Here is a 21,829-nt window from a genome sequence, read left to right as displayed (position 1 = left end):
GACCCGCCTGCTGAAGAACCTCGACCTATCCGAACGCCCCCCTCCACCAGCGAACGCATTTGGCGCAGAGCAGCCCGCGTCAGGCGCGCACTCCGGGGCAGCGGCTGGCGCCAGCCGGAGCGGTGGCCCCTACCCCCGCCCGCGCTCCAGCAGATGACTCATCGCCGTCTTCAGCTTCATCGGTCGCACCGGCTTGTGCATCAGTACGTGGCCGAGTTCGCGCATCTGTTGCTTGAGGTCGTTGCTGTAGTTGGCGGTGATCATCAGTACCGGCAGCGGCGTGCTGCGCCGGGCGTTGAGTTCCTGGACCAGTTCGGCGCCGGTATGGCCGTTGTCGAGGTGGTAGTCGACGATCAGGATATCGGCCACGCCCTGCACGGTGTCGACCTGGCTGGCCAGATCCTCGCCGGATAGCGCGGTGACCACCGCGCAGCCCCAGCCTTCCAGCAGGGTGCGCATGCCGGCGCAGATGGCGGCGTCGTTGTCGACCACCCAGACCCGCGCGCCCTGCAGGTGCTCGCCGGGCGGCGGCAGCAGCTCGCTCTGCTCGCGCGGCCGCGACACGCTGCGCGCGTAGGGCACCTCGACGGCGAAGCAGGAGCCGAAGCCTTCGCGCGAGTGCACGCGGATGCGGTGGCCGAGCATGCGCACGATCTTGTCGACGATGGCCAGGCCCAGGCCCAGGCCGCGGTCCTGGGTGGTGCGCACCGGGGCGCCGCGCTTGAACTCCTGGAATATCTCGCCGAGCTTGTCGGCGGCGATGCCGGCGCCGGTGTCCCATACCTCGATCGACAGCCCGCTGGCGCGGCGCCGGCAGCCGAGCAGCACGCGGCCGCTGGCGGTGTAGCGGATGGCGTTGCTGAGGAAGTTGCGCAGCACCCGCGCCAGCAGCTGCATGTCGCTCTTGACCAGCGCCGAGCTGGGCACGAACTCCAGGGTCAGGCCTTCGCTGGCGGCGATCTGGTGGTATTCGGCGGCGAGGTTGTCGAGGAGGTCGGCGACCGCGAAGGCGCCGACGTCGGGCTTGATCACCCCGGCGTCGAGCTTGGAGACGTCGACCAGGGTGCCGAGCAGGCCTTCGACGTCCTCCAGCGAGTTGCTGACGTTGCGGATCAGCCCGGCGCTGGGCGCCGGCACCGGCTGCTCGAGCAGCGCGCTGGTGAACAGCCGCGCGGCGTTGAGCGGCTGCAGCAGGTCGTGGCTGACCGCGGCGAGGAACTTGGTCTTCGACAGGTTGGCCTGTTCGGCCTCGCGCTTGGCCTCGCGCAGGCGCGCCTCGGCGCGGGCGCGCTCGGCGATCTCCTCGCGCAGCTGGCTGTTCACCGCGGTCAGTTCGGCGGTGCGCTCGCGCACGCGCTTCTCGAGGTTCTGGTAGGCCTGGTGCAGGGCCTCGGCGGTGCGCCGGCGCTCGGTGATGTCGCGGATCAGCACGAAGATGCCGATCACCTCGCCGCCGGGCTGCCGGTTGGGCACGTAGGAGCGCAGCATGTAGCGCTCCTGGCCGGCGCGGTTACGCTCGGCGACCTCGAAGGTCACGCATTCGCCGGCGAAGGCGCGCTCGATGTACGGCTCGAGCAGGCGGTAGTGCTCCTCGCTGTGCACCTCGTGGATGCTCTGGCCGAGCATGGCGCCGCGCGGCCAGCTGTACCACTCGTCGTAGACCTTGTTGGTGAATTCGTAGGTGAGGTCGCCGCTGATGTAGGCGATCAGCGCCGGCACCTGGTCGGTGATCAGGCGCAGCCAGCGCTCGCTCTCGCGCAGGGTCTCGGCGTAGTGGTAGCGCTCGGTGATGTCGGTGTAGGTGTTGACGTAGCCGCCGGTGGGCATCGGATGGGTGCGCACCTCCAGCACGCGGCCGTCGGCCAGGCGCTGCTCGCGCTCGTGCAGCGGACGGCCGCCGGCGTCGCGGCTGCTCGGGGTGAGCAGGGCCACCTCGCTGTCGGCCATCACCTCGGCGAACGGGCGGTGCGCCTGGACCGGGGCGAGGCCGGTGAGTTCGAGGAAGCGGCCGTTCCACAGCTCCAGCTCGCCCTCGGCGTTGATCACCGCGACGCCCTGCGACAGGTTGTCCATGGTGCGCTGCAGCAGGTGCGACTTCTGCGCCACCGCTTGTTCGCGGCGCACGGTCTCGTTGATCTTCACCTCGGTGATGTCGGTGTAGAGGATCACCAGGCCGCCCTCGCGGGTCGGCCGCTCGCTGACCTGCACCCAGCGGCCGTCGTGCAGGCGGTAGAGGACGCGTTCCTGGTCGGCGCCAACGTGCTCCTCGACCACCAGGCCGGAGCTGATCGCCAGGCGGCGCACCTCGGCGAGCCGCATGCCGCGGCGGATGCGGTTCTGCAGCTGGCCCCAGAGGGCCTGGAAGCGGCGGTTGAACAGCAGGATGCGCTGCTCGGCGTCGAACAGCACGAAGGCATCGGAGATGCTCTCGATGGCGTCGATCAGGTGCTGGTGGGCGGTCTCGGCGCGCCCGCGCGCCTCGCTGAGCAGCGCATTGCTGGTGCGCAGCTCGGTCATCGCGCGGTTCAGCGCCTCGGTGCGCTCGCGTACCTGCTCGGCGAGCACCACCGAGTGCTGGAAGGCGGCGTAGGCGTCGGCGCCCTGTGGCCCGGAGGATTCGACGCGCTCGACCAGCGCGGCGTTGATGCGCTCCAGCTTGCGGTTGCGCGCCTCCAGTTCGGCGAGCTGCGCGCGCAGCTCAGCGACACAGGCCCCGTCCGGGTCGTCCGATGGCGACGCCGGTGAAGGTCTGGTTGATGTGCATGCCATTGAACTGCTCCCCGTAGGTGTTGAAGCCGATCACCCGCTGGCGCACCAGCAGGGCGGCGGTATCGGCGACCATGCCGCGCGCTTCCACCTCCATGCGGCGCAGGAAACAGTCGCAGCCGATGGTCAGGAGCAGCGGCCCGAGGCGCTGCTCCAGGCCGTCGAACAGCGCCTGCAGGTTGGGCAACAAGGGACCGGGCTGCATGGCGGTGAGGACGATGCCGTTCTCCACCGCACAGTAGAAGGTCAGGCTGAGGTCCGGGTTGACCCGCTGGATCGAGCGCACGTAGTACTGCTCGCCGAAGCGCACCGCCAGCGGGTGCAGGGCGAAGGTGGCGAGGTCGAGCTGCTGCGGGTCGACGCCGAGCAGGCGGGCGTACTCCAGGGCCGCCGGTTCGGCGTTGAGTTCGTACACCGTCCGGCTGGCCGGGTCGGCGGCGGTCACCACCAGCTTCTCGCCGAGCGGCAGGATGTGGTGGGTGGTGAACACCTCGAAGTCCAGCGTGGTATGTACCAGCACCACCACCGCCGAGCCGGTGTGGAAACGGCCGTCATGGTAGACGTGGGTGCGCGTCAGGTAGTTGTCGTCGCCGGCCGAGCCGCCGAAGTGCGGGATGCTGCCGAAGGCGGCGTTGAGCGCCGAGAGCACCAGCTCCTCGCGGGCGGACAGGCCGTCGAGCAGGGTCAGCGCGAAGCTGTGGCCGACCACCGGGTCCAGGCGGCTGCCGCGGCACTCCTCGACCAACTGGGCGACCACGTGCTGGGCGTCGAGCAGGCTGAAGCTGTCCAGCGCATCGATGCGCGTGGCGGCGATGGAGAAGCGGCGGTGATCGAAGCCGACGGCGCTGACGCAGCCGCGGCCGTAGCCGTGCGGGGTGATTTCGCCGGCGGTAGTGCAGCCGACCAGGCGCACGCCGCCGAAGTACTGTTCCAGCGCGTTGGCCAGGGCGGGCAGGTCGTATTCGGCGCTGCAGAAGAACAGCACGCAGCCCAGGTGCGGGTGCATCAACTGGCGCGCCAGGTCCTGCGCCACGGTTTCCGGGTCGGTCGACTCGGACAGGGCCATGCGGACGGCGTCGTTCAGATCCTCTTCCACGTCGCCTCCAGACCGGTAGAACAGACACGGGATCATTCTAAGAAGAGGGCGGCGGGCAGCTAATGCTACTTGGGTACTGGCTACCCCCGCCTTTGGGGGTACGGAAGGTGGCGGCACGAGGGCCGTGCCGGCCGACGGGCGGGGACGGCTGCAGAGACCTACGGCGCTCTGCACGCTGCCCCGTCCGTTGCTTACCGGGAATTCGCTGCCGTCCGGGGGATGGCGGGGACTGCTGCCCCGCCACCGCTGCGCATCGACTGGAAAGCACCCACGGTCGCTTTCCAGCCGTCCCCCGGCCGGAGCCGGCTGTGCTTAGAAGCTCAGCGCGGCACCGAAGGCGATGGTGCGGGTTTCCTCGTCGAGAGCGTCGGTATCTTTGCCTTCGATCTCGAACTGGTTCAGCTCGGCGACCAGCTTGAGGTTGTCGTTGACGTCGTGGAAGAAGGCGATACCGCGGGTCTCGTAGTCGGCCGCAGTACCCAGGCCGTTGCCGTCGTCCTCGGTCTTGCCGTAGGACAGGGCCACGCGGTTCTTGCCGAAGCGGTAGGAGCCCTGCAGCAGGTAGCCTTCGCTGTCGACCTCACGCAGCAGCGCCTCGCCGGCGTTGTTGGTGAAGAACGGGTTGATGCCCTCGGCCTGGAAGCCCGACGCGGTCAGCGACAGGTTGCCCATCTTGGCCTGCACGCCGTAGCCGACGCCGGTGGAGTCGACGTCCTCGACGCTGTCGTCGGTGTTGTCCGAGCTCTGCTGCATGCCGTTGACCCAGGAGTAGATCTGCGCGCCGGCGGCTTCGAACTGGTAGGTGATCTCGGTTTCGAAGCGCGGGGCTTCCTGGTAGGCCTCGTTCAGCGGGGCGCTGGCGTCGTCGGTGGTGTCCACCGGGTCCATGATGCCGGCGGCGATGCGCAGGCCGCCCATCACCGGCGAGCGGTAGGTGATCTGCGAGGTCGGGAACGGGTACGGGTAGCCGGTGCCGATGTTGCCGAAGGACACACCGCCGCCGTCGACCAGGCCCAGGGTATCGCTGACCTGGCCATAGCCGGTCAGGAACTCGTCGAGCAGGATGTTGGAGCGGGCGAACAGGCCGAAGTCCTTACCGAACAGCACTTCACCCCACTCGGCGCCGCCGGCGGTGCCGTAGAACTGACGAACGTCGATGGCGGTGGCGGTGCCGTTGGTGTCGCTGTCGTTGATGGTGATCCAGAACGAGGAGCGGCCGCCCAGCTTGAGGTCGTCGACCTGCTTGCCGAAGTTGAAGCCGATGTAGTTGGGCAGGAAGCCCATCTTGACGCGCGACTGGTCGCGGTCGAATTGCTCGCCGGCACGGTCGACGTCGCTGTTGACGTAGAAGGTGTTGAAGTAGCCGTCGGTGGAGAAGGTGACTCCATCCTTGTCGTACAACTTGATCTCGGCCGAGGCCGGCAGGCTGATTGCCAGGGCGGTGGCAGCCGCCAGGAGGGAGTAGCAGGCTTTGTTCTTGTTCATCATTGTCTCCGCTTGCGTCAGGACGACTGCCTGATCCAACAGTCGAGCGGATTATCCGAAGCGGGCCTGCACGCCCCGTATTCTGCGCTAGCGCCGGATGAATGATGCTTTGGCACGCCAGTACGACCCGACTCCAAGGCCGCTCATCCGTACCGGGCCAAAGTCGTGCTACTAACGCAGGGGGATCGATGCTTTAGGAGTAAACGGTAGAAGTTAATCGCTAGTGGAAATATATCGGTCGGTGCGACCGCGGAGACTTGGTCACTTATAGGGACCGCGTTGTTGAAGAAAAGTGATGAAAATGTTGAAAAAATCGTTGCGGGGTGGGGATAGGGCCGGACACGTGCGGGTGAGCGAGCCCGCGAGTGGAGCCGCTGCGCCCCTGTCGGTCCAGCCCTGTGGGCAGTAGAGGGAGCACGGCGGATAAAGGCCGACGATTGCCTCCCGGCGGGGGGGCCGGCGCGTTTTTCGTGCGCTGATCGAACGCAAACGCCCAGGGCCGTTCCCTTGGCGCGGGGCGCTGCCGATAATCCAGCGACACCCGCCCATCCGCGGCCCAAAGCGGCCGCCCGCCGGATCGCCCCATGCTCGACATCCTCGCCATCACCACCCCCATCTTCATACTCATCGGCCTGGGCTTTTTGTCGGCGCGCGCCGGCCTGCTCAGCCGCGAGCAGTTCCGTGGCATCGGCACCTTCGTCATCTCCTTCGCCCTGCCCGCCCTGCTGATCAAGGCACTCGGCGAGCGCTCCATCGGCGAGGTGCTCAATGCCGGTTACCTGCTGGCCTATGGCCTGGCCTCGCTAGCGGTATTCGCCGGCGGTTTCGCGCTGTCGCGCCTGCGCGGCGACAACCTGCAGGGCGCGGCGATCAGCGCGATGGGCATGTCGGTGTCCAACAGCGGCTTCATCGGCTATCCGGTGGTGGCCATGGTGCTGGGCACGCCGGCGGCGCTGGCCATGGCGCTGGGCATGCTGGTGGAAAACCTGCTGATGATCCCGCTCGCCCTGGCGCTGGCCGAGGCCGGCCGGCAGCACGGCGCCAGACCGCGGGAGATGCTGGCGCAGACCGCGCGGCGGCTGGCGAAGAATCCGATGCTGGTCGGCATCGTGGTCGGCCTCGCGCTGTCGCTGCTCGAGCTGCGCCTGCCGCCGATCCTGCTGCGCAGCGTCGAGCTGCTGGCCCAGGCCTCGGCGCCGGCGGCGCTGTTCGTCATCGGCGGCTCGCTGTACGGCCTGCGCCCCGGCGGCATGCTGGCCGAGGTCGGCCAGGTCGCCCTCGGCAAACTGGTCCTGCATCCGCTGGCGGTATTCGCCGCCTTCGCCCTGGTGCCGTCGATGGACCCGACGCTGAAGGTCGCCGGCCTGCTGTTCGCCAGCGCGCCGATGATGAGCGTCTACCCGCTGCTCGGCCAACCGTTCGGCCTGGAGCAGCGCTGTGCGGCGGCGCTGGTGACGGCCACGGCGCTATCGTTCCTGACCATGAGCCTGCTGCTCGGCGTGCTGCCGCACCCGCTGGCCTGACCGCCAGGGCGGCGGCCCGCGCGGCGCGCAGGGACTATCCTTGCAGGACTCCCTCGCCGCACAGAGGCCCTGCATGCACGCCACTCCGCCGCCGCAGCCCCCGGGCTGGCCGGCACTCGCCCGGATCCCCGCTCCCCGCCCGCGCGCTCCTCGCCGCGGCGCCCGACGCCACGAAGGCCGCCAGGACTGAGGCGGTGGACGCACGCCGGCTGGCGCTGCTCGCGCTGATCCTCGGCCTGGTCGCGGCCTTCTTCGTCCTCGGCCTCGGCCAGTACCTCGACCTCGCCCACCTCAAGGCCGCCCACAGCCGGCTCGCCGACGCGGTCGCCGCCGATCCCTGGCGGGCGGCCGGCTGGTTCTTCCTCGTCTACGTGGCGGTGACCGCGCTGTCGCTGCCCGGTGCAGCGCTGCTGACCCTGGTGGCCGGCGCGCTGTTCGGCCTGATCCAGGGCACCCTGCTGGTGTCCTTCGCCTCCACCGTCGGCGCCACCCTGGCGATGCTGAGCAGCCGCTTCGTGCTGCGCGACTGGGTCGCGGGGCGCTGCGGTCCCCTGCTCGACGCCATCGACCGCGGCCTGGCGCGCGACGGCGCCTTCTATCTGTTCGCCCTGCGCCTTGTGCCGGCGTTCCCGTTCTTCCTGATCAACCTGGCCATGGGCCTGACCCGCCTGCCGACGCGCACCTTCTACTGGGTCAGCCAGCTCGGCATGCTGCCGGGCACCCTGGTCTACGTGAACGCCGGCCGCGAGCTGGGCCGGCTGGACAGCCTGGCCGGCATCCTTTCGCCCGGCCTGCTCGGCGCCTTCGTGCTGCTCGGCATGCTTCCGCTGCTGGCCCGCCGCCTGGTGGACGCCCTGCGCGCCCGCCGGGTGTACGCCGGCTGGGAGCGGCCGCGGCGCTTCGAGCGCAACCTGGTGGTGATCGGCGCCGGTGCCGGCGGGCTGGTCAGCGCCTACCTGGCCGCCGCCCTCGGCGCGCGGGTCACCCTGATCGAGAAGGGCAAGATGGGCGGCGACTGCCTGAACCGCGGCTGCGTGCCGTCCAAGGCGCTGCTGCGCTCGGCGCGCTTCGCCGGCGAGCTGCGCCAGGCGGCACGGCTGGGCTGGCGGGCCAGCGGCGAGGCGGACTTCGCCGCGGTGATGGAGCGGGTGCAACGGGTGATCGCGGCGGTCGAACCGCACGACTCGGCCGAGCGCTACCGCGAGCTGGGCGTCGAGGTGATCGAGGGCGAGGCGCGCCTGGTGAGCCCCTGGGCGGTGGAGGTGGCCGGCCGCAGGCTGACCAGCCGCGCGATCGTCATCGCCAGCGGCGGGCGGCCGCTGGTGCCGAACATCCCCGGCCTGGAGCTGGTCGAGCCGCTCACCTCGGACAGCGTGTGGAGCCTGCGCGAGCGCCCCGCGCGCCTGTTGGTGCTGGGCGGCGGACCGATCGGCTGCGAGCTGGCGCAGGCCTTCCAGCGCCTGGGCTGCCAGGTGAGCCTGGTGGAGATGGGCGAGCGCCTGCTGCTGCGCGAGGACCCGGAAGCCAGCGCGGCGGTGCAGGCGGCGCTGGTCGAGGACGGCGTGGCGCTGTACCTGCACCACCAGGCGCTGCGCTTCGAGCGCCGCGACGGCGAGCGCCAGCTGGTGTGCCGCGACCTCGGCGGCGGTCACCCGCTGACGCTGGGCTTCGACCGCGTGCTGCTGGCGCTCGGCCGGGTGGCCAACGTCGAGGGCCTGGACGTCGAGGCGCTGGGTCTGGTGCGCCGCCCCAACGGCACCCTGGAGACCGACGAGTACCTGGCCACGCGCTTTCCGCACCTGTACGCGGTGGGCGACGTCACCGGCCCCTGGCAGTTCACCCACGTCGCCGCCCACCAGGCCGGCTACGCGGTGCTCAATGCGCTGTTCGGCGGCTTCTGGCGGCTGCGCGCCGACTACCGGGCGATTCCCTGGGCCACCTTCACCGCCCCGGAGGTGGCGCGCGTCGGGTTGAGCGAGGCGGAGGCGCACGAGCAGGGCATCGCCTGCGAAGTCACCCGCTTCGCGCTGGCCGAGCTGGACCGCGCCATCGTCGAGGAGGCGACCGAGGGATTCGTCAAGGTGCTCAGCGCGCCGGGACGCGACCGCATCCTCGGCGCGACCATCGTCGGCGAGCATGCCGGCGAGCTGATCGCCGAGTTCGTCGCGGCGATGCAGCACGGCCGGGGTCTGAAGCAGCTGCTGCGCACCATCCACGTCTACCCGACGCTGAGCGAGGCCAACAAGTACGCCGCCGGCGCCTGGCAAAGGGCCCATGTGGCGCCCTGGCAGCTCCGGCTGCTACGCCGCCTGCACGCGTGGCAGCGCGGCAAGCGACGCCACCGGCGGGAAAAGCCGCCGCAGGGCTGAGCGGTGGCCGGTTTGCTTGCGTCATCGGGTCGATTTCGGCGCGCGGAGCCACGCTACCGCGTGGTCGCTGCTCGCCATGGCCGCCCCATGACGCGTCGCGGCCTCGGCACCTCGGTCATTCGCAGTGGAGTCAAGCAACCCAGCGTACCGCCCATCAGCCGCTGACCAGCCAGCGCCACTCGGCCTGCGCCAGGTCGGCGGCGGCCTGTTGCAGATCCGCCCGGCTCAGCCCTGTCAGCGCAGCGCGCACCGCCGCTTCATTGCCGGCCTCACGCCCGCCCAGCCAGTCGCTGCAGGCGCGCAGCAGGCGGGCACGGCGGTTGTCGGGGCCGAGCAGGCCGTCGAGCGCCGCCTGCCGGGCCTGGGCCAGACGGTCTTCGTCCAGTGTCGCCAGGCTGGCGGCGGAGCGGGCGAGGAACTCGCGGATCGCCTGTTGCAGGCGCGCGCCGTCGGCGTGCGGCGACTGCACGCCGAACTGCAGCTCGGCGCCCTGCTCGCCGGCCTGGAAGCGACTGAACAGCGCGTAGCCCAGACCCTGCTCGACACGCAGCGCCTGGTAGAAGGCGCCCTGCTGCAGCACCGCCAGCAGCCGCCAGGCCGCCTCCTGCTGCGGCTGGTCGGGCGCGGCCAGCACGCGCAGCAGCACGGCGTGTTCGTCGCCGCCCAGCTCGAGCTGCAGATGCCGCTCGCCGCCGGGGCAGGTCCGCGACTCGCGCGGCGGCGCCTGCCGAGCCGGGGCGAAGCCCGCCGCCACGCCGGCCGGCAGCGGGCCGAACGGCAGGGCCTGGCGCGCGGCGCCGGCCACGAACGCCTCGACCAGGCGGCGCAGTTCGCCGTCGTCCAGGCCGTCGAGCGGCAGCTCGGCCAGCTCATCCGCCTCGCGCCATTGCGCCGCCGGATGCGCCAGCAGGCGGCGCAACAGCATCTGCTGCGCGACCTGGGCGCGCTGGCGCTGCAGGTCGACGCGCCACTGCGCCGGCTCGCCCTGCGCCAACCCCGCCAGCAGGCGCTCCAGCACCGCCGGCAGGCTGGCGGCCGGGCCGCTCAGGCAGCCGCGCAGCCAGCCGGGACGCGGCAGCGCCTGCCAGACATGGCCGAGCCGCGCGGCGCCGTGCAGCGCCTGCTGCCAGTGTCCGGCCAGCGCCGCCTCGGCCAGTTCGGCGGCCAGGCGGGTGCCCGCATCCAGGCCCGGCGGCTGCCAGAGCAGCAGCAGCGCGGCCTGGCCGGGGCGCAGGCCGGGATGCTCGGCCACCGGCGCCGCCGGGGCGCTGGCGGCCAGGAACGGATTGGTCGGCGCCGGCAGCCAGCGCACGCCTTCCGGCGGCGGCAGCAGCAGCGGGCGAACGCGCCGGCGCACCGGGAACCAGGGGGTCGGCGCGCCGTCGTCCAGCGCCGTCCGGGCGTCCTGGACGATCAGCCGGGACAACTGCAGACCTGCCAGCGCGGCCAGCAGCGCCGCCGGCGCACGCGGTGGCCGCCCCACCGGCAAGATCCCCTCGCCCTGGCGCAACCAGCGCGCCAGCCACAGGCCGGCGCGCTCCATCGGCGCCAACTCGGCCTCCTGCCAGGCCCGCTCGCGACACAGCGCCCGCCACTCGACCTCGCCCGGCGCCAGCGCCGGGTCGCTCGCCAGCCGGCCCAGCCAGTCGACGCAAAGCGCGGCGACGACCGGCGGCGGCGCGGCGACGACCGGCGGCGGCGCGGCGCCGATCGCCGGACGCTCCAGGCGCAGGCCGAGCAGCCCCTCGCCACCGCCGCCCGGCAGCCAGTCGATCGCTACCTGCTGCGCCCAGCCGCGGCTGCGCAACTCGGCCAGCAGGCCACCGGCCGCCGGCTGGCTGGCGGCTTCGCCGAGCAGGGCGAGCAGCTCGTCCTCGTCCTGCGCCGCCACCGCCAGCGGCAGCCACAGACTCATGCGTTGCAGCGCCTGGGGCTGCTCGAGGGTCAATTCCCGCGCGCCCTGCCCGGCCGGCCACAGTGCCGGCCAGGACGCCGCGGCCGGCGGCTCGCCCGCCGGCAGGGCGCCGCCCAGCTCGCGGGCCAGTTGCTCCAGTTCGTCCAGAGATTGCGGACCGCTGAGCAGCAGGCGCAGGTTGCCGCCGCGATAGTGGCGGGCGTGCCAGGCGCGCAGGTCGGCGAACAGCTGCGCATCGTTGCCGTCCAGGCTGGCGCGGTTGCCGGCGTGGAAACGCGCCAGCGGATGCTCGGACTGCAGCAGCCCGGCCAGGGCGCCGTGCAGCTGGCAGTCGCCGTCCGCGCAGCGCGCGCGGTATTCGGCCTCCAGCACCTCGCGCTCGGCGGCCAGGCGATCCTCCCTGAGCAGCGGCCGGCCCAGCAGGTCGACCAGCCGGCCTGCTGCCTGCGCCAGCTCTCGCGCCGGCACCTCCAGGTAGTAGAGGGTCTGCAGACCGAGGGTGCGGGCGTTGTAGCGCCCGCCGCAGCCGTGCACGTAGTCGGCGAACGCGGCGACGCCGGGGTGGGCGGCGCTGCCGAGGAACAGGCCGTGCTCGAGAAAATGCGCCAGGCCTGGCCAGCGCGGCGGCTCGTGGAAGCTGCCGACCGCCACGCCGGCCGCTACGGCCGCGCGGGACGCCGCGGCATCGTGGAGCAGGGCGACCTGCACGCCGTTGTCGAGACGCAGGGTGCGCCCGGGCAGGGAGGGGAATTCGCAATCCATGGGGCCAGCTTGTCACAGGGCAGAGTTCGCAGCATCCCCCCAGGCCCGACGGCCGGCAACCCTGCGCGAGTCGCAGGCGCCTGCGACCAAAGTACCGCACGCCCAAAAGGCCGTGCAGCGCCTCTTTCCAGTCTCGCCCGCGCACCGGCAACCGGCGCCAGCAGGCGTCCTGCGCTGTTGCCGGTCCGAGCACGCGGCAGCGGGCACAAGTTGATTTCCATGTAGCAGTTCTGCTGGTGGAAAAAGAATAAGGACAAACAGAAGAATAAGCCGACCTTTTTCCGCCCTTCCTTAGCGCAGGCCCCACCACCGGTATGAAGTAAGGTTTATGCCGAAATGGCAGAACAGCACTACCCCCATCGATTCTCCACCTGTACTACCGTTTCTATCGGCGTTCGCAGGTGCAAAGCGAGGAGGTCGAGGGGAAATACCATGAAGGCAAGACTCGTTATATGTCCGCACGCCCTTCCCACTGCGCTGGACGCTTTTCCATGCGATCGCCTGAAGCGGGGTTGCGCGTTACAACCTTAGCACTCGTACCCGGGCGGTGAATCAAAACCAACTATCAGGGTGTGGAGATGGAACAATTGATTCTGGCTTACAGCGATGGCGGCTATGAATTGCTGATCAGCGACCTCGAGGGCCCGCAGAGCGTCATCCAGTTCATCGCCAATGCGGACGACGAGGCCGCCGGCGTAAAGCTGCTCGCCGAGTCCATGCAAAATGGCGTGGAAGATATAGTCGCCAACGCCGACTATATCTTCCAGGATAGCCAGACGGTGAACGAAAGCTGGGTTGAAGCGGTATTCAGCAGTACCGACTCGCTGGTATTCGCCGGCGAGGAGATCTTCGGAATCTATAGCGCCGAGGAAGGCGAAAGCTTGCTGGACGTACTCCCAGAGGCCGGCGAAGCCTTGTTCGACTTCGCGCTTAGTCTGTAACGGCTACATATCGCTATTTCATACACGACCCCTGTTATGGGCCTGCACTCTCAGCATACTGAATCTTCCAACGCGCAATGGAAGCGCGAGGTATGGGAGATCGGCACCGCGCAGTCCAGCGAAGCCAATGGGACTGATGAGATATACCCGGACAGCGTCCCTCATACTTGTCTCGTATATACCGGCGGCGCCCCTGTGGCAGCGACCGTGGTATACGTTTCCTTCTGCGTGCCGGACGCCCGGGATATGAAGTCAGGCTATACCTCGCCCCACGGGAGCTTTGCCGTTCGCGTACAGCGGTTGCTTCCCAGGTTCTATATCGGCAGACAAGATCGATGGGCGTATTTCCATGGCAAGTGGAGCGAATCCACCGCCCATACCGATTCGCGCCCATAAAAAAGGCGCTGCAGCTGTGCAGCGCCTTTCTCCCTCCTCGCCCGCGCCGGAAACCGGCGCGATCGAAGGCGTTTCTTACTGCTGGGTGGTGCCGGTCTGGGCACCCGGCAGCGGGCGCAGGTTGATTTCCACGCGGCGGTTCTGCTGGCGGCCGGCGTCGCTGGAGTTGCTGGCGATCGGCTGATCCGGACCGGCGCCGCGGGTGGTCACGCGGCTCGGGTTGACGCCCTGCGACAGCAGGTAGTTGGCCACGCTCTGCGCACGACGCTGGGACAGGCCCATGTTGTACTGGTAGCCGCCGACGTTGTCGGTGTGACCGACGATCTCGATGCTGTTCTGGTCGAACTGCTTGAAGGAGTTGGCCAGGTTGTTCAGCGGGCTGTAGAAGTCGCTGGAGATGTCGGCCGAAGCGGTGGCGAAGGTGATGTTGCCGGGCATGATCAGCTTGATGTCGTCGCCCTGGCGCTGCACTTCCACGCCGGTGCCCTGCATCTGCTGGCGCAGCTGTTCTTCCTGCTTGTTGGCGTAGTAGCCGTAGCCGGCACCGGCGGCGCCGCCCACCGCGGCGCCGATCAGGGCGCCCTTGCCGCGGTTGTCGTGGTTGATCAGCGCACCGGCGGCAGCGCCGGCCAGGGCACCCAGGCCGCCGTACTTGGCGGTCTTGTTCATGCCGGTGGATTCGGTCTGGCCGGTCTGGGCGCTCTGATCGTAGGGACTCTGCGAGGCGCAGCCGCTCAACATGGCGATGGCGACGGCGGACAGGATCAGACGACTCGACAGTTTCATTGAACTCTCCTTGGACGATTCAGGCCCCTGCAATATGGGGCAACTGGCCATTAGAGGCTGGCGGCGGCGAGAAATTCCCGCCGCGCTCGCTCGTCAGGCACGGATGAACGGATTTTCGCGCATTTCTTCCCCCAGCGTCGTCTGCGGGCCATGACCTGTGATCACGGTCGCATCCTCGTCGAGGCTGTACAGGCGTTGCTTGATCGAGCGCTCGATGGTGGCGTAGTCGCCGCCCCACAGGTCGGTGCGGCCGATGCCGCGGCGGAACAGGGTGTCGCCGGCGATCAGGAGCTTGGCATCCTCGAACCAGAAGCTCATCGAGCCCGGTGTGTGCCCCGGGGTGTGCAGCGCCACGCCGCAGCCACAGGCCAGCTCTTCGTCATCCTGCAGCCACTGGTCCGGCGCCGGCACCGGGGTGTAGGGCACGCCGAACATGCGGCATTGCAGCTCGAGGCTGTCCCACAGGAACTGGTCCGCCTGGTGCAGGTGCAGGGTGGCGCCGGTGCGCTCCTTCATCTGCCCCGCGGCGAGAAAATGGTCGAGATGGGCGTGGGTATGGACGATGCTGACCACCTTGAGGCCGTGCTGGTCCAGGCGCGCCATGATCAATTCGGGATCGCCGCCCGGGTCGACGACGATCGCCTTCTTGGTCACGGGATCGCCGATGATGGTGCAGTTGCACTGCAACGGCCCGACGGGGAAGGTTTCGCGGATCAGGCTGGGTTGGGGGCTCATGGGCAAAGAGGCTTGAGAGTCGATGACCGAGCAATTCTGGCACACCGCATCGCTTTTCGGGGCGATCGTCGATGCGGGCCAGGGGCAGCCGTCAGTGGGCGTGCTTCGTGTAGCCCCGCAGCTGCATCAGATCCTCGTCGCGCAGCGCACCGACCGCGGCCTTCAACTTCAGGGAATAACTCAAGGTGTCGTAAAAGTTCTTCGCCTGCTCGCGCAAGGCCTGGGACAACTGCTCCTGGGCGTTGAGGACATCGACGGCGCTTCTGACACCCACGCCATAGCCAAGCTTGCTGGCGCGCAGCGAATCCCTGCTCGACGACACCGCGGCACGGAAGACATCCATCTTCCTGGCACCCACCGTGGTATTGATGAAGCTTTCGCGCGCCGACTCCACCGAGTCCTTCCTGACCGCATCGAGCTTGTCGCTGGACGCCAGCATCGCGTACTTGGCCTCGCGCACCCTGGACATCACGTAACCGCCCTCGAACAGCGGCACGGTCGCCTGCAGTCCCACATAGGACTCGTTGGTGTTCTGCCCCGGACCTTCCTCCGAAAAGCTGGACATGGTCGCGGACTGGTCGTTGAGGTCCAGGCTGGCGGTAAATTCGAGCTTGGGATAGTGCCCGGCCTTGTTGTAGTCGACCTCGGCCGAGGCGATATCGACTTCGTAACTTTGTACCTGCACATCCAGATTGGAGCGGGCCGCCTGATCCAGCCAGCCTTGCAGCTCACCAGGCACCGGCGGCTGCAGCTTGATGGACTTGCGCAGCGGCGACAACGTATCGACCGGCTCCCCCGCCAAGACCCACAGCGCCTTGCGCTGCACCTCGAGATCGACCTCGGCCTGCAGGACCTTGGCCGAAACCAGCTCGTAGCGGGCCTGGGCGTCGTAGACATCGCTCGCCGTCACCGTACCGATCTTGAAGCTTTTTCGGGCCTGATCCATGAAGTCGTAGGTGGCCTTTTGCTGGGCACGATAGGTGTTGAGCGTATCTTCGGCGTACAACGCATCGAAGAAGGCCTTGACCACCCGCAGACGCAGGTCCTGCCGAGCGGTTTCAAGGGTCAACTCCGCCTGCAGGGCCTTGCGTTTCCCGCGGTCGTAGAGCGCCAGCTTCTCAGCGTCGAACAAGGGTTGGGTCAGGCGAACGTCGTAGTCCTTGCGCGTGAAGTCGACTTCACTGCTGGTGCTCTGGGAGTCGATTTCCTTTTCCTGGGAAACCCGATCCAGCGCCGCCCGCAGCTCGACCTTGGGCAACAGGCCGGCAACCCCCTGCGGCTTGGCCTCGCGGTCGGCAAGATAGGTATTCACGGCCTCGCGATACTGCGGGTCGTTCAGCAGTGCCTTTTGATAGACCTCCACCACGTCCATGGCGCCGGCCCAGCCAGGCAGCCCCAACAGCCCCGCAACGAGCAGTTTCAAAAGTCGTTTATTCACAACCTCGCCTCGATATAACCGCACGCGATCTCGCGCTCGCCGCGTACGGGTGTTGCTGCCGAGCAAATGCGCCGCTTCAGTTCCATGGCATCGAGCCCCGGCTCCTTCTGCAGGATGCCCGCGGCCAGCGCCACGATCTGCGGGGCGGCAAAGCTGGTCCCGCGCAGATCGCGGGGCCGCCAGTCGAAGCCGCGTCCGGCCACCGGATCGGCCAGCGCGGCGACATCGACCCCCGCGCCATGATTGCTGAGCCGCGACACCGCACCGGAAGCATCCACCGCGCCGACCACCAGGACATTGGCCGGCCGGGAGGTGGCGGCAGCCGCGTCCCCCAGGTCGCGCCCTTCGTTGCCGGCGGCCAGCACGAAGAGGACCTCCGGCACCGACGCCATGGCCTGGACGATCTCCTGCCAGTTGCGCTGGCCACGCGGATCGGTGTTGCCGATGGACATGTTGACGATGCGCACCTGTTTGCGGCGCAGATCGTCGACCAGCATCCGGAAGCGGCGGAAATCGTTGCCCGGGAAGCTGTAGGGCACCAGGCTGAGGCGCCCCTGGGCGTGGGCCAGCAGCACGCTGGCGACCGAGGTGCCGTGCCGTACCGGCGCGAAGGGTCCGCGCTTGAGGGGATCCACGTCGAAGGGACGGTCATCCATCTCGCGGAAGTCGTAGCCGAGGCTGCGGCCCTGCTCGTCGCGGGCCAGGGCGCGCGCCACCTCGGGGATGAGGTAGTTGACGCCGGAATCGACCAGCGCCACGCGAATGCCGCCGGGATCGCTGCCGGCGGGAACCGGCGGGTTAAGCAACTCGCGCCGGCCGGTCCGTACCAGGTTCGCGCCGAGGTGCTCGATCGCCTCGGCACGACCGGACGCCAGGTAGTGGATCTCGCGCCCCTCCACCGCACGGCAATCGGCATCGAGCCGCCCTGAAAGCGCGGCGCGCAGGCCCCTTTCGCTGCGATTGAACAGCTCGTAGATGCGTGCTCCGGAGCGCGGGTCGGGGTCGTAGGCGCGGAGGATATCGCCGTTATCCTGGGCGAAGTCGGCGAATCCGGCGAAACGATCGCCGCCCAGCGGCAGGCGCCCGCGGGCGACCGGCCTGTCGGCTCGCACCGCGCCGGAACACCACCCCGCGGCCAGTTCGAGAAAATCCCGGTGCGGCGCATCGTCCCCTTGCGCCAGCAGTGGCGCCAGGCAGACGACGGCAACCACTGGCCAGCGCCAGCGCATGGACAGGCGGCTCATCATGGTTCACGCAGCCCCTCGTTGACGACGCGCATGACCGGGAACAACAGGTACTCGACCAGACGCCGCTGACCGATCTTGATATCGGCCTCGACGCTCATGCCCGGCATCAGGCGGAAGGCCTCCGGCAGGTGCTTGAGTTCGTTCTGGGTGATCTCCACCCGTGCCAGGTAGAACTGCTCGGTTTCCGCGGCGACCCGGGAGACGTTGCTGGGAATATCCTTGCCCCGGCTACTGCTTGACTGGGAGTCCTTGTCGAACGAGTCGTAGGTCACCGACTGCAGGGTGCCGCGCAGGAAGCCGTGCTTCTGGAACGGCGCACTGTCGAGCTTGATGTCGACCGGCATGCCCGCCCCCACCATCGACACGTCGGTGGCACTCAGGCGCACGTCGACGAAACGGGGCAGGCGAGCCGGCACCAGCTTCATCAGTACGTCCGTCGGCGACACCGTGGTGCCGACCGCGGTATCGGACAACTCGACCACAATCGCGTCCTCGGGAGCCACCAACTCCACCGAGGCATTCTCGTAGGCCGCCTTGGCAACTTCCTGGCGGGCTTCCTGCAGATTGCGTTCGGCCTGCAGGCGGCTGTCCATCTTGTCGAAGCGCCACTCTTCGGCGAAGCCCTTGCGCTCGGCCACGAGCTTCTTCAGCTCGCCGCGGGACTTGAGCATTTCCCCGCGCACCTCGGAGTACTGCGACTGGGCCTTGATGCGATCCTGACTGGCCTTGTACCAGTTCAGTCGCGAGCCGTAGTTCTCCTTGTTGACCAGGTCGTCCCACATCTTCTCGATGTCGCTGGACAACTTGAGCTGCTCCTGCAGCATCGGCAGGCGCTGGGCAAGCTCATCGAGCTTCTCCTGCAAGGCGCCCTCCTGCTCGCGATACTTCTGCATCTTGTATTCGAACTCGCGCATCTCCGAGACGAGCATGTCGTCCTCGGTGGAGCCGGCCCGCTGCAGATCGGCTGCGGTGTGCCGGCCCTCGAGCACCATGTCGAGGCGGCGGACCTCCGCCGCATAGGTTTCCACCTTTTGCCGGTACTTGTTCAGTTCGGACTCGGAAACCGTCGGGTCCAGGGTCAGTACCGGACTGCCCTTGCTCACCCGGTCGCCGACACGGACATGGATCTCCTTGACCTGCGACTTGACCGAGGGCCGCAGGACGATGTTGGGCTCCTGCAGAACGGTCTTGCCCCGCCCGGACACGACGCGATCCACCTGGACCATGGCGACGAAGACGAGGACGACCAGCAGCAGGCCACCGAACGCATAGAGCATGCGTGTCCCGGGGTTCTTCAAGCGCGCACCCACCCCCAAGCTCTCAAAGCGATCGCTCATCTCAACCACGCCCCCACAGATTCCGGTAGGCGGCATTCTCTCTCAGCAGCCGCTCATGCTGCCCCGCCGCGACCAGGCGGCCGTCATCGAGGAAGAACACCGCGTCCATCCGGCTGGCGACGAACTCATGGTGCGTGAAGAAGATCGTCGTCCGTCCGCGCCGGCACTCGATGATGTTGGCGATCAGCCCCTGCTCGGTCAGCGGATCGAGGTCGCCGGTCACCTCGTCCAGCAGCAATAGCGCCGGGTCACGGACCAGGGCGCGTGCCAGCGCCAGGCGGCTCTTCTGCCCCGAGGACAGGTTGGCGCCATCGTCGCCGATCAGGGTTTCGTAGCCCTTCGGCAGGGCCTGGATGAAATCGTGAGCCAAGGCCATGCGCGCGGCGGCCTGGATGCGCTCCAGCGAAATGCTCCGGTCCCAGGCGGCGATGTTGTCGCTCACCGTGCCCCGGAACAGCCCGACGTCGTGGGATACCACACCGATCTGCTTGCGCACGTGCTCGATGTCCAGCTCGCGCAGATCGCTGCCATCCAGGCAGACCAGCCCAACCTGGGGCTGGTTCAGGCCCAGCATCAGGTTGAGAACCGTGGTCTTGCCCGCCCCGGACCTGCCGACCACGGCCAGGGTTTCACCGCGCGGGAAGGTGGCATCGACCATCAGCTGGAACCGCGAGTCCCGGCCATGGCGGAAATAGATCTTCTTGAACTCCACGGCGCCGAGAAGTTTCTTGCGCTCTCGCCTTGCCGCGGACAGCGGCGGAGCACCGCGCAGGATCTCCTGCCAGCGCCCGTGGATGTTCTGCAGCTCCTTGAGGTCGTGCAGCAGTACCGGCAGACGGGCCAGCGGTCCGGTGAGGCGCCGCATCAGAATGTTGCACGCCACCAGGGCCCCCACGCTCAGGCTCGACTGCATGACCATGGCGGCACCCACCGCGAGCATCACGATGTTGCCCAACCGCTCGATGAAGGTGGTCACGGAGCGCACGAAGGCTTCGGCATCGTCCCGCTCCTGTCGGGACTGCTCGGCCTCGGCGACCTTCTGCGCATATTCGTCCTCCCGCCGACCGAGCAGCCCGAGGATCTTGATGGTGCGCAGGTGGGTCAGCGTCTCGACCAGGAAGGTCTCCCGCCGCTCCAGCCCGGCCCGGCTCTCGCTGGCCTTGCGCTCTTCCTGCCCCCGCCAGTAGAAGGCGAAAGCGATCTGCAGGACGCAGGTGGCCACGGCCACGCAGGTGAGAATCCAGTTGATCCACAGGAGCACGGCGAAGAACAGCAGGGCGAACAGGTAGTCGGTAGACGACATGGCGATCTGCCGGAGCATCCTGACCATTCGCTCGGATTGCCGGTTGTCGCCGATCCACGCGCCGAGCGGCCGGCTCTCGTAAATCTCGGCCGGCAGCGATGCGGTGTGCCGGAACATGAGCGCAGAGGCATCGGTGCCGACGGATTTGGTCATTCGTCCCAGGAACTGGGCGCGGATGTATTCGAAGGTGCTTTCGAAGCCGAGCAGGAAGGCCGCGCCGATGACCAGCGTGGTCAGCGTCGACCATGCCTGGTAGGAAACGACCTTGTCGAGCACCAGCATGAGAAAGAATGGGCTCGCCAGCGACAACAGGCTGACCAGGAACCCGGCGAACAGAATGGGGCTGAGGAAACGCTGGTAGTCCCGGAATATCCTGGCGATGTCCGCCACGCCGGGTGCCCCGCGAACCACCTGGGCAGGCTGAGGCGCCACCTCCTGGGGTTCCTGCAACTGCAACAGCGTTCCCGACCACTGCCGCATGAAGGCTTCGTGCGGCACGCTGATCATTTGCTCGCTGGCCAGGGGATCATGGAGCTCGACAGTCGAGATTTCGCCAAGCTCGTACTTGAAGGCCACCGGCACAACCCAGTTGCCGTTGGCCAGCTGCGCCACCACCTTGCGCTCGTCGGCGACTGCACTGGCAAGACCGTCGAGATCGACGTCCGAAATGGCCACGGCCAGACCATCGGTCGAGAGTGGAAAATCGCCAATCCTTGCCTTGACTGCCGCAGACAACTCGTCAATCAACTGCTCATCGAAACGTTTCGCCGGATGAATGAAGACCAGGCAATCCTGCAAAGATTTTTTTTCAGCCAACTTGCCACTTCCTGCATAAAAACGGGGGGCAAAGCCCCCCGCCAAAACCCTGATTCATCAGTTGAAGTTCGGCGAACCCAGCTGCTTGGCATCCCGAGTCTTCAGAACGCCATCCTTGACCAGCTTGTCGATGAGACCTTGCAGGGAGGGCATGCTGTTGGCGAAGCCCTCCAGCGGGATATTCAGCGAAAAAGTCTGCTGCAGCTCCGGCTTGGCATCCTTGGAAGCCTTGCGCTGGACGCCGAACACGATACGAACCACGCCACCGGCGATCGAAACTTCACTCACTGCATCGGCAAAAAGATGTTCCATCAAGCTCACCTCTAACTTCATTTTATTAAATCGTTTAAACCCGCCAGAATACGAAACATTAAAGCCCCGCCATTCCGATCACACACTCGGAAATGGCCACTCACGGTTCCCCGCGAGTGGCCACCCCTGAACAACTATGCGACTACTTAAACTACGGAGACGTCAGCCTCGTAGTAGCCGTAGCCGAAGTCATCCCAGTCCGAATAGCTCGAGTTGTAGCCGTAGCCATACTCGTTACCCAGACCGTAATACGACTCGCCGTACACGCTGCTCAGATACTGCCCAGCCTCGGCGTCGTAGTACTCGTAGACACCTACATACTCGTCGTAGCCGTAGCTGGCATAACCGTCATAGACCGCAGTGATGTAGTAGTAACCGTAGTTACCGGTCTCGTTGTAGGTGTACCAGTACTGGCCGGCGTAGTAGGTGCCAGCATCCTCGAAGCCGTAGCCCGAGTAGCTGTCGCCGTTGCCGTACACGTAGGTGAAGTAGTACAGCTGGTCGCCCGGATTGCTCAGGTCGGCCTCGTAGTAGCCATAGCCGAACCAGTCGTAGCTGCTGTAGCTGGAGTCGTAGGCGTAGCCGTACTCGTTGCCCAGACC

15 protein-coding genes are annotated in these 21,829 nt (G+C 67.8%); 3 read left to right on the top strand and 12 right to left on the bottom strand.

Annotated elements, in window-relative coordinates:
• Positions 1-129: 129 nt before the first annotated feature.
• From nahK to LMJ29_RS11965, 3 genes are all read right to left on the bottom strand, one after another.
• The gene (nahK, locus tag LMJ29_RS11975; RefSeq protein ID WP_229605756.1) at positions 130-2,769 is read right to left on the bottom strand and encodes a hybrid sensor histidine kinase/response regulator NahK/ErcS'; all 2,640 of its coding nucleotides are present in this window, start codon (positions 2,767-2,769) and stop codon (positions 130-132) included.
• Entirely contained in the window at positions 2,699-3,862 is a 1,164-nt protein-coding gene (nosP, locus tag LMJ29_RS11970) for a nitric oxide-sensing protein NosP (protein ID WP_229605755.1), read from the bottom strand. The genes nahK and nosP overlap by 71 nt, the downstream gene beginning before the upstream one ends.
• Positions 3,863-4,174: 312 nt before the next feature.
• On the bottom strand, positions 4,175-5,350 hold the full coding sequence (locus LMJ29_RS11965) for a porin (protein WP_229605754.1): 1,176 nt from the start codon (positions 5,348-5,350) through the stop codon (positions 4,175-4,177).
• A gap of 581 nt (positions 5,351-5,931) precedes the next feature.
• Here LMJ29_RS11965 and LMJ29_RS11960 point away from each other — a divergent pair.
• Positions 5,932-6,870: an AEC family transporter gene (locus tag LMJ29_RS11960; protein WP_229605753.1), complete on the top strand. Its 939-nt coding sequence runs from the start codon at positions 5,932-5,934 to the stop codon at positions 6,868-6,870.
• Between the two features lie 194 nt (positions 6,871-7,064).
• A complete protein-coding gene (locus LMJ29_RS11955; protein ID WP_229605752.1) occupies positions 7,065-9,239 on the top strand; it encodes an FAD-dependent oxidoreductase in 2,175 nt (724 codons plus the stop codon).
• 154 nt (positions 9,240-9,393) lie between these two features.
• Here LMJ29_RS11955 and LMJ29_RS11950 read toward each other — a convergent pair whose 3' ends face one another.
• A complete protein-coding gene (locus LMJ29_RS11950; RefSeq protein WP_229605751.1) occupies positions 9,394-11,916 on the bottom strand; it encodes an insulinase family protein in 2,523 nt (840 codons plus the stop codon).
• Positions 11,917-12,494: 578 nt separating this feature from the next.
• Here LMJ29_RS11950 and LMJ29_RS11945 point away from each other — a divergent pair.
• Entirely contained in the window at positions 12,495-12,857 is a 363-nt protein-coding gene (locus LMJ29_RS11945) for a hypothetical protein (protein ID WP_229605750.1), read from the top strand.
• Between the two features lie 471 nt (positions 12,858-13,328).
• On the opposite strand, the gene LMJ29_RS11940 is transcribed toward LMJ29_RS11945, so the two are convergent.
• The 8 genes from LMJ29_RS11940 to LMJ29_RS11905 form a co-directional block, all read right to left on the bottom strand.
• On the bottom strand, positions 13,329-14,039 hold the full coding sequence (locus tag LMJ29_RS11940; RefSeq protein WP_229605749.1) for an OmpA family protein: 711 nt from the start codon (positions 14,037-14,039) through the stop codon (positions 13,329-13,331).
• A 93-nt stretch (positions 14,040-14,132) separates the two neighbouring features.
• On the bottom strand, positions 14,133-14,774 hold the full coding sequence (locus tag LMJ29_RS11935) for an MBL fold metallo-hydrolase (RefSeq protein ID WP_229605748.1): 642 nt from the start codon (positions 14,772-14,774) through the stop codon (positions 14,133-14,135).
• Between the two features lie 91 nt (positions 14,775-14,865).
• Entirely contained in the window at positions 14,866-16,212 is a 1,347-nt protein-coding gene (locus LMJ29_RS11930; protein ID WP_229605747.1) for a TolC family outer membrane protein, read from the bottom strand.
• A complete protein-coding gene (locus tag LMJ29_RS11925; RefSeq protein ID WP_229605746.1) occupies positions 16,209-17,459 on the bottom strand; it encodes a S8/S53 family peptidase in 1,251 nt (416 codons plus the stop codon). Before LMJ29_RS11925 ends, LMJ29_RS11930 begins: the two co-directional genes overlap by 4 nt.
• A complete protein-coding gene (locus LMJ29_RS11920) occupies positions 17,456-18,796 on the bottom strand; it encodes an HlyD family type I secretion periplasmic adaptor subunit (RefSeq protein WP_229605745.1) in 1,341 nt (446 codons plus the stop codon). Before LMJ29_RS11920 ends, LMJ29_RS11925 begins: the two co-directional genes overlap by 4 nt.
• 1 nt (position 18,797) lies before the next feature.
• A complete protein-coding gene (locus tag LMJ29_RS11915) occupies positions 18,798-20,915 on the bottom strand; it encodes a peptidase domain-containing ABC transporter (protein ID WP_229605744.1) in 2,118 nt (705 codons plus the stop codon).
• 57 nt (positions 20,916-20,972) lie between these two features.
• Entirely contained in the window at positions 20,973-21,248 is a 276-nt protein-coding gene (locus LMJ29_RS11910) for a hypothetical protein (RefSeq protein WP_229605743.1), read from the bottom strand.
• A 125-nt stretch (positions 21,249-21,373) separates the two neighbouring features.
• Positions 21,374-21,829, bottom strand: a 456-nt coding sequence (locus LMJ29_RS11905) for a hypothetical protein (RefSeq protein WP_229605742.1), incomplete at its 5' end; no start/stop codon positions are given.

Origin of the sequence: Pseudomonas oryzagri, from assembly GCF_020831405.1 — a bacterium.
Lineage (GTDB): Bacteria > Pseudomonadota > Gammaproteobacteria > Pseudomonadales > Pseudomonadaceae > Geopseudomonas > Geopseudomonas oryzagri.
The sequence above is the reverse complement of the archived record's forward strand: the minus strand, read 5'-3'. Positions and strand labels throughout refer to the sequence as shown.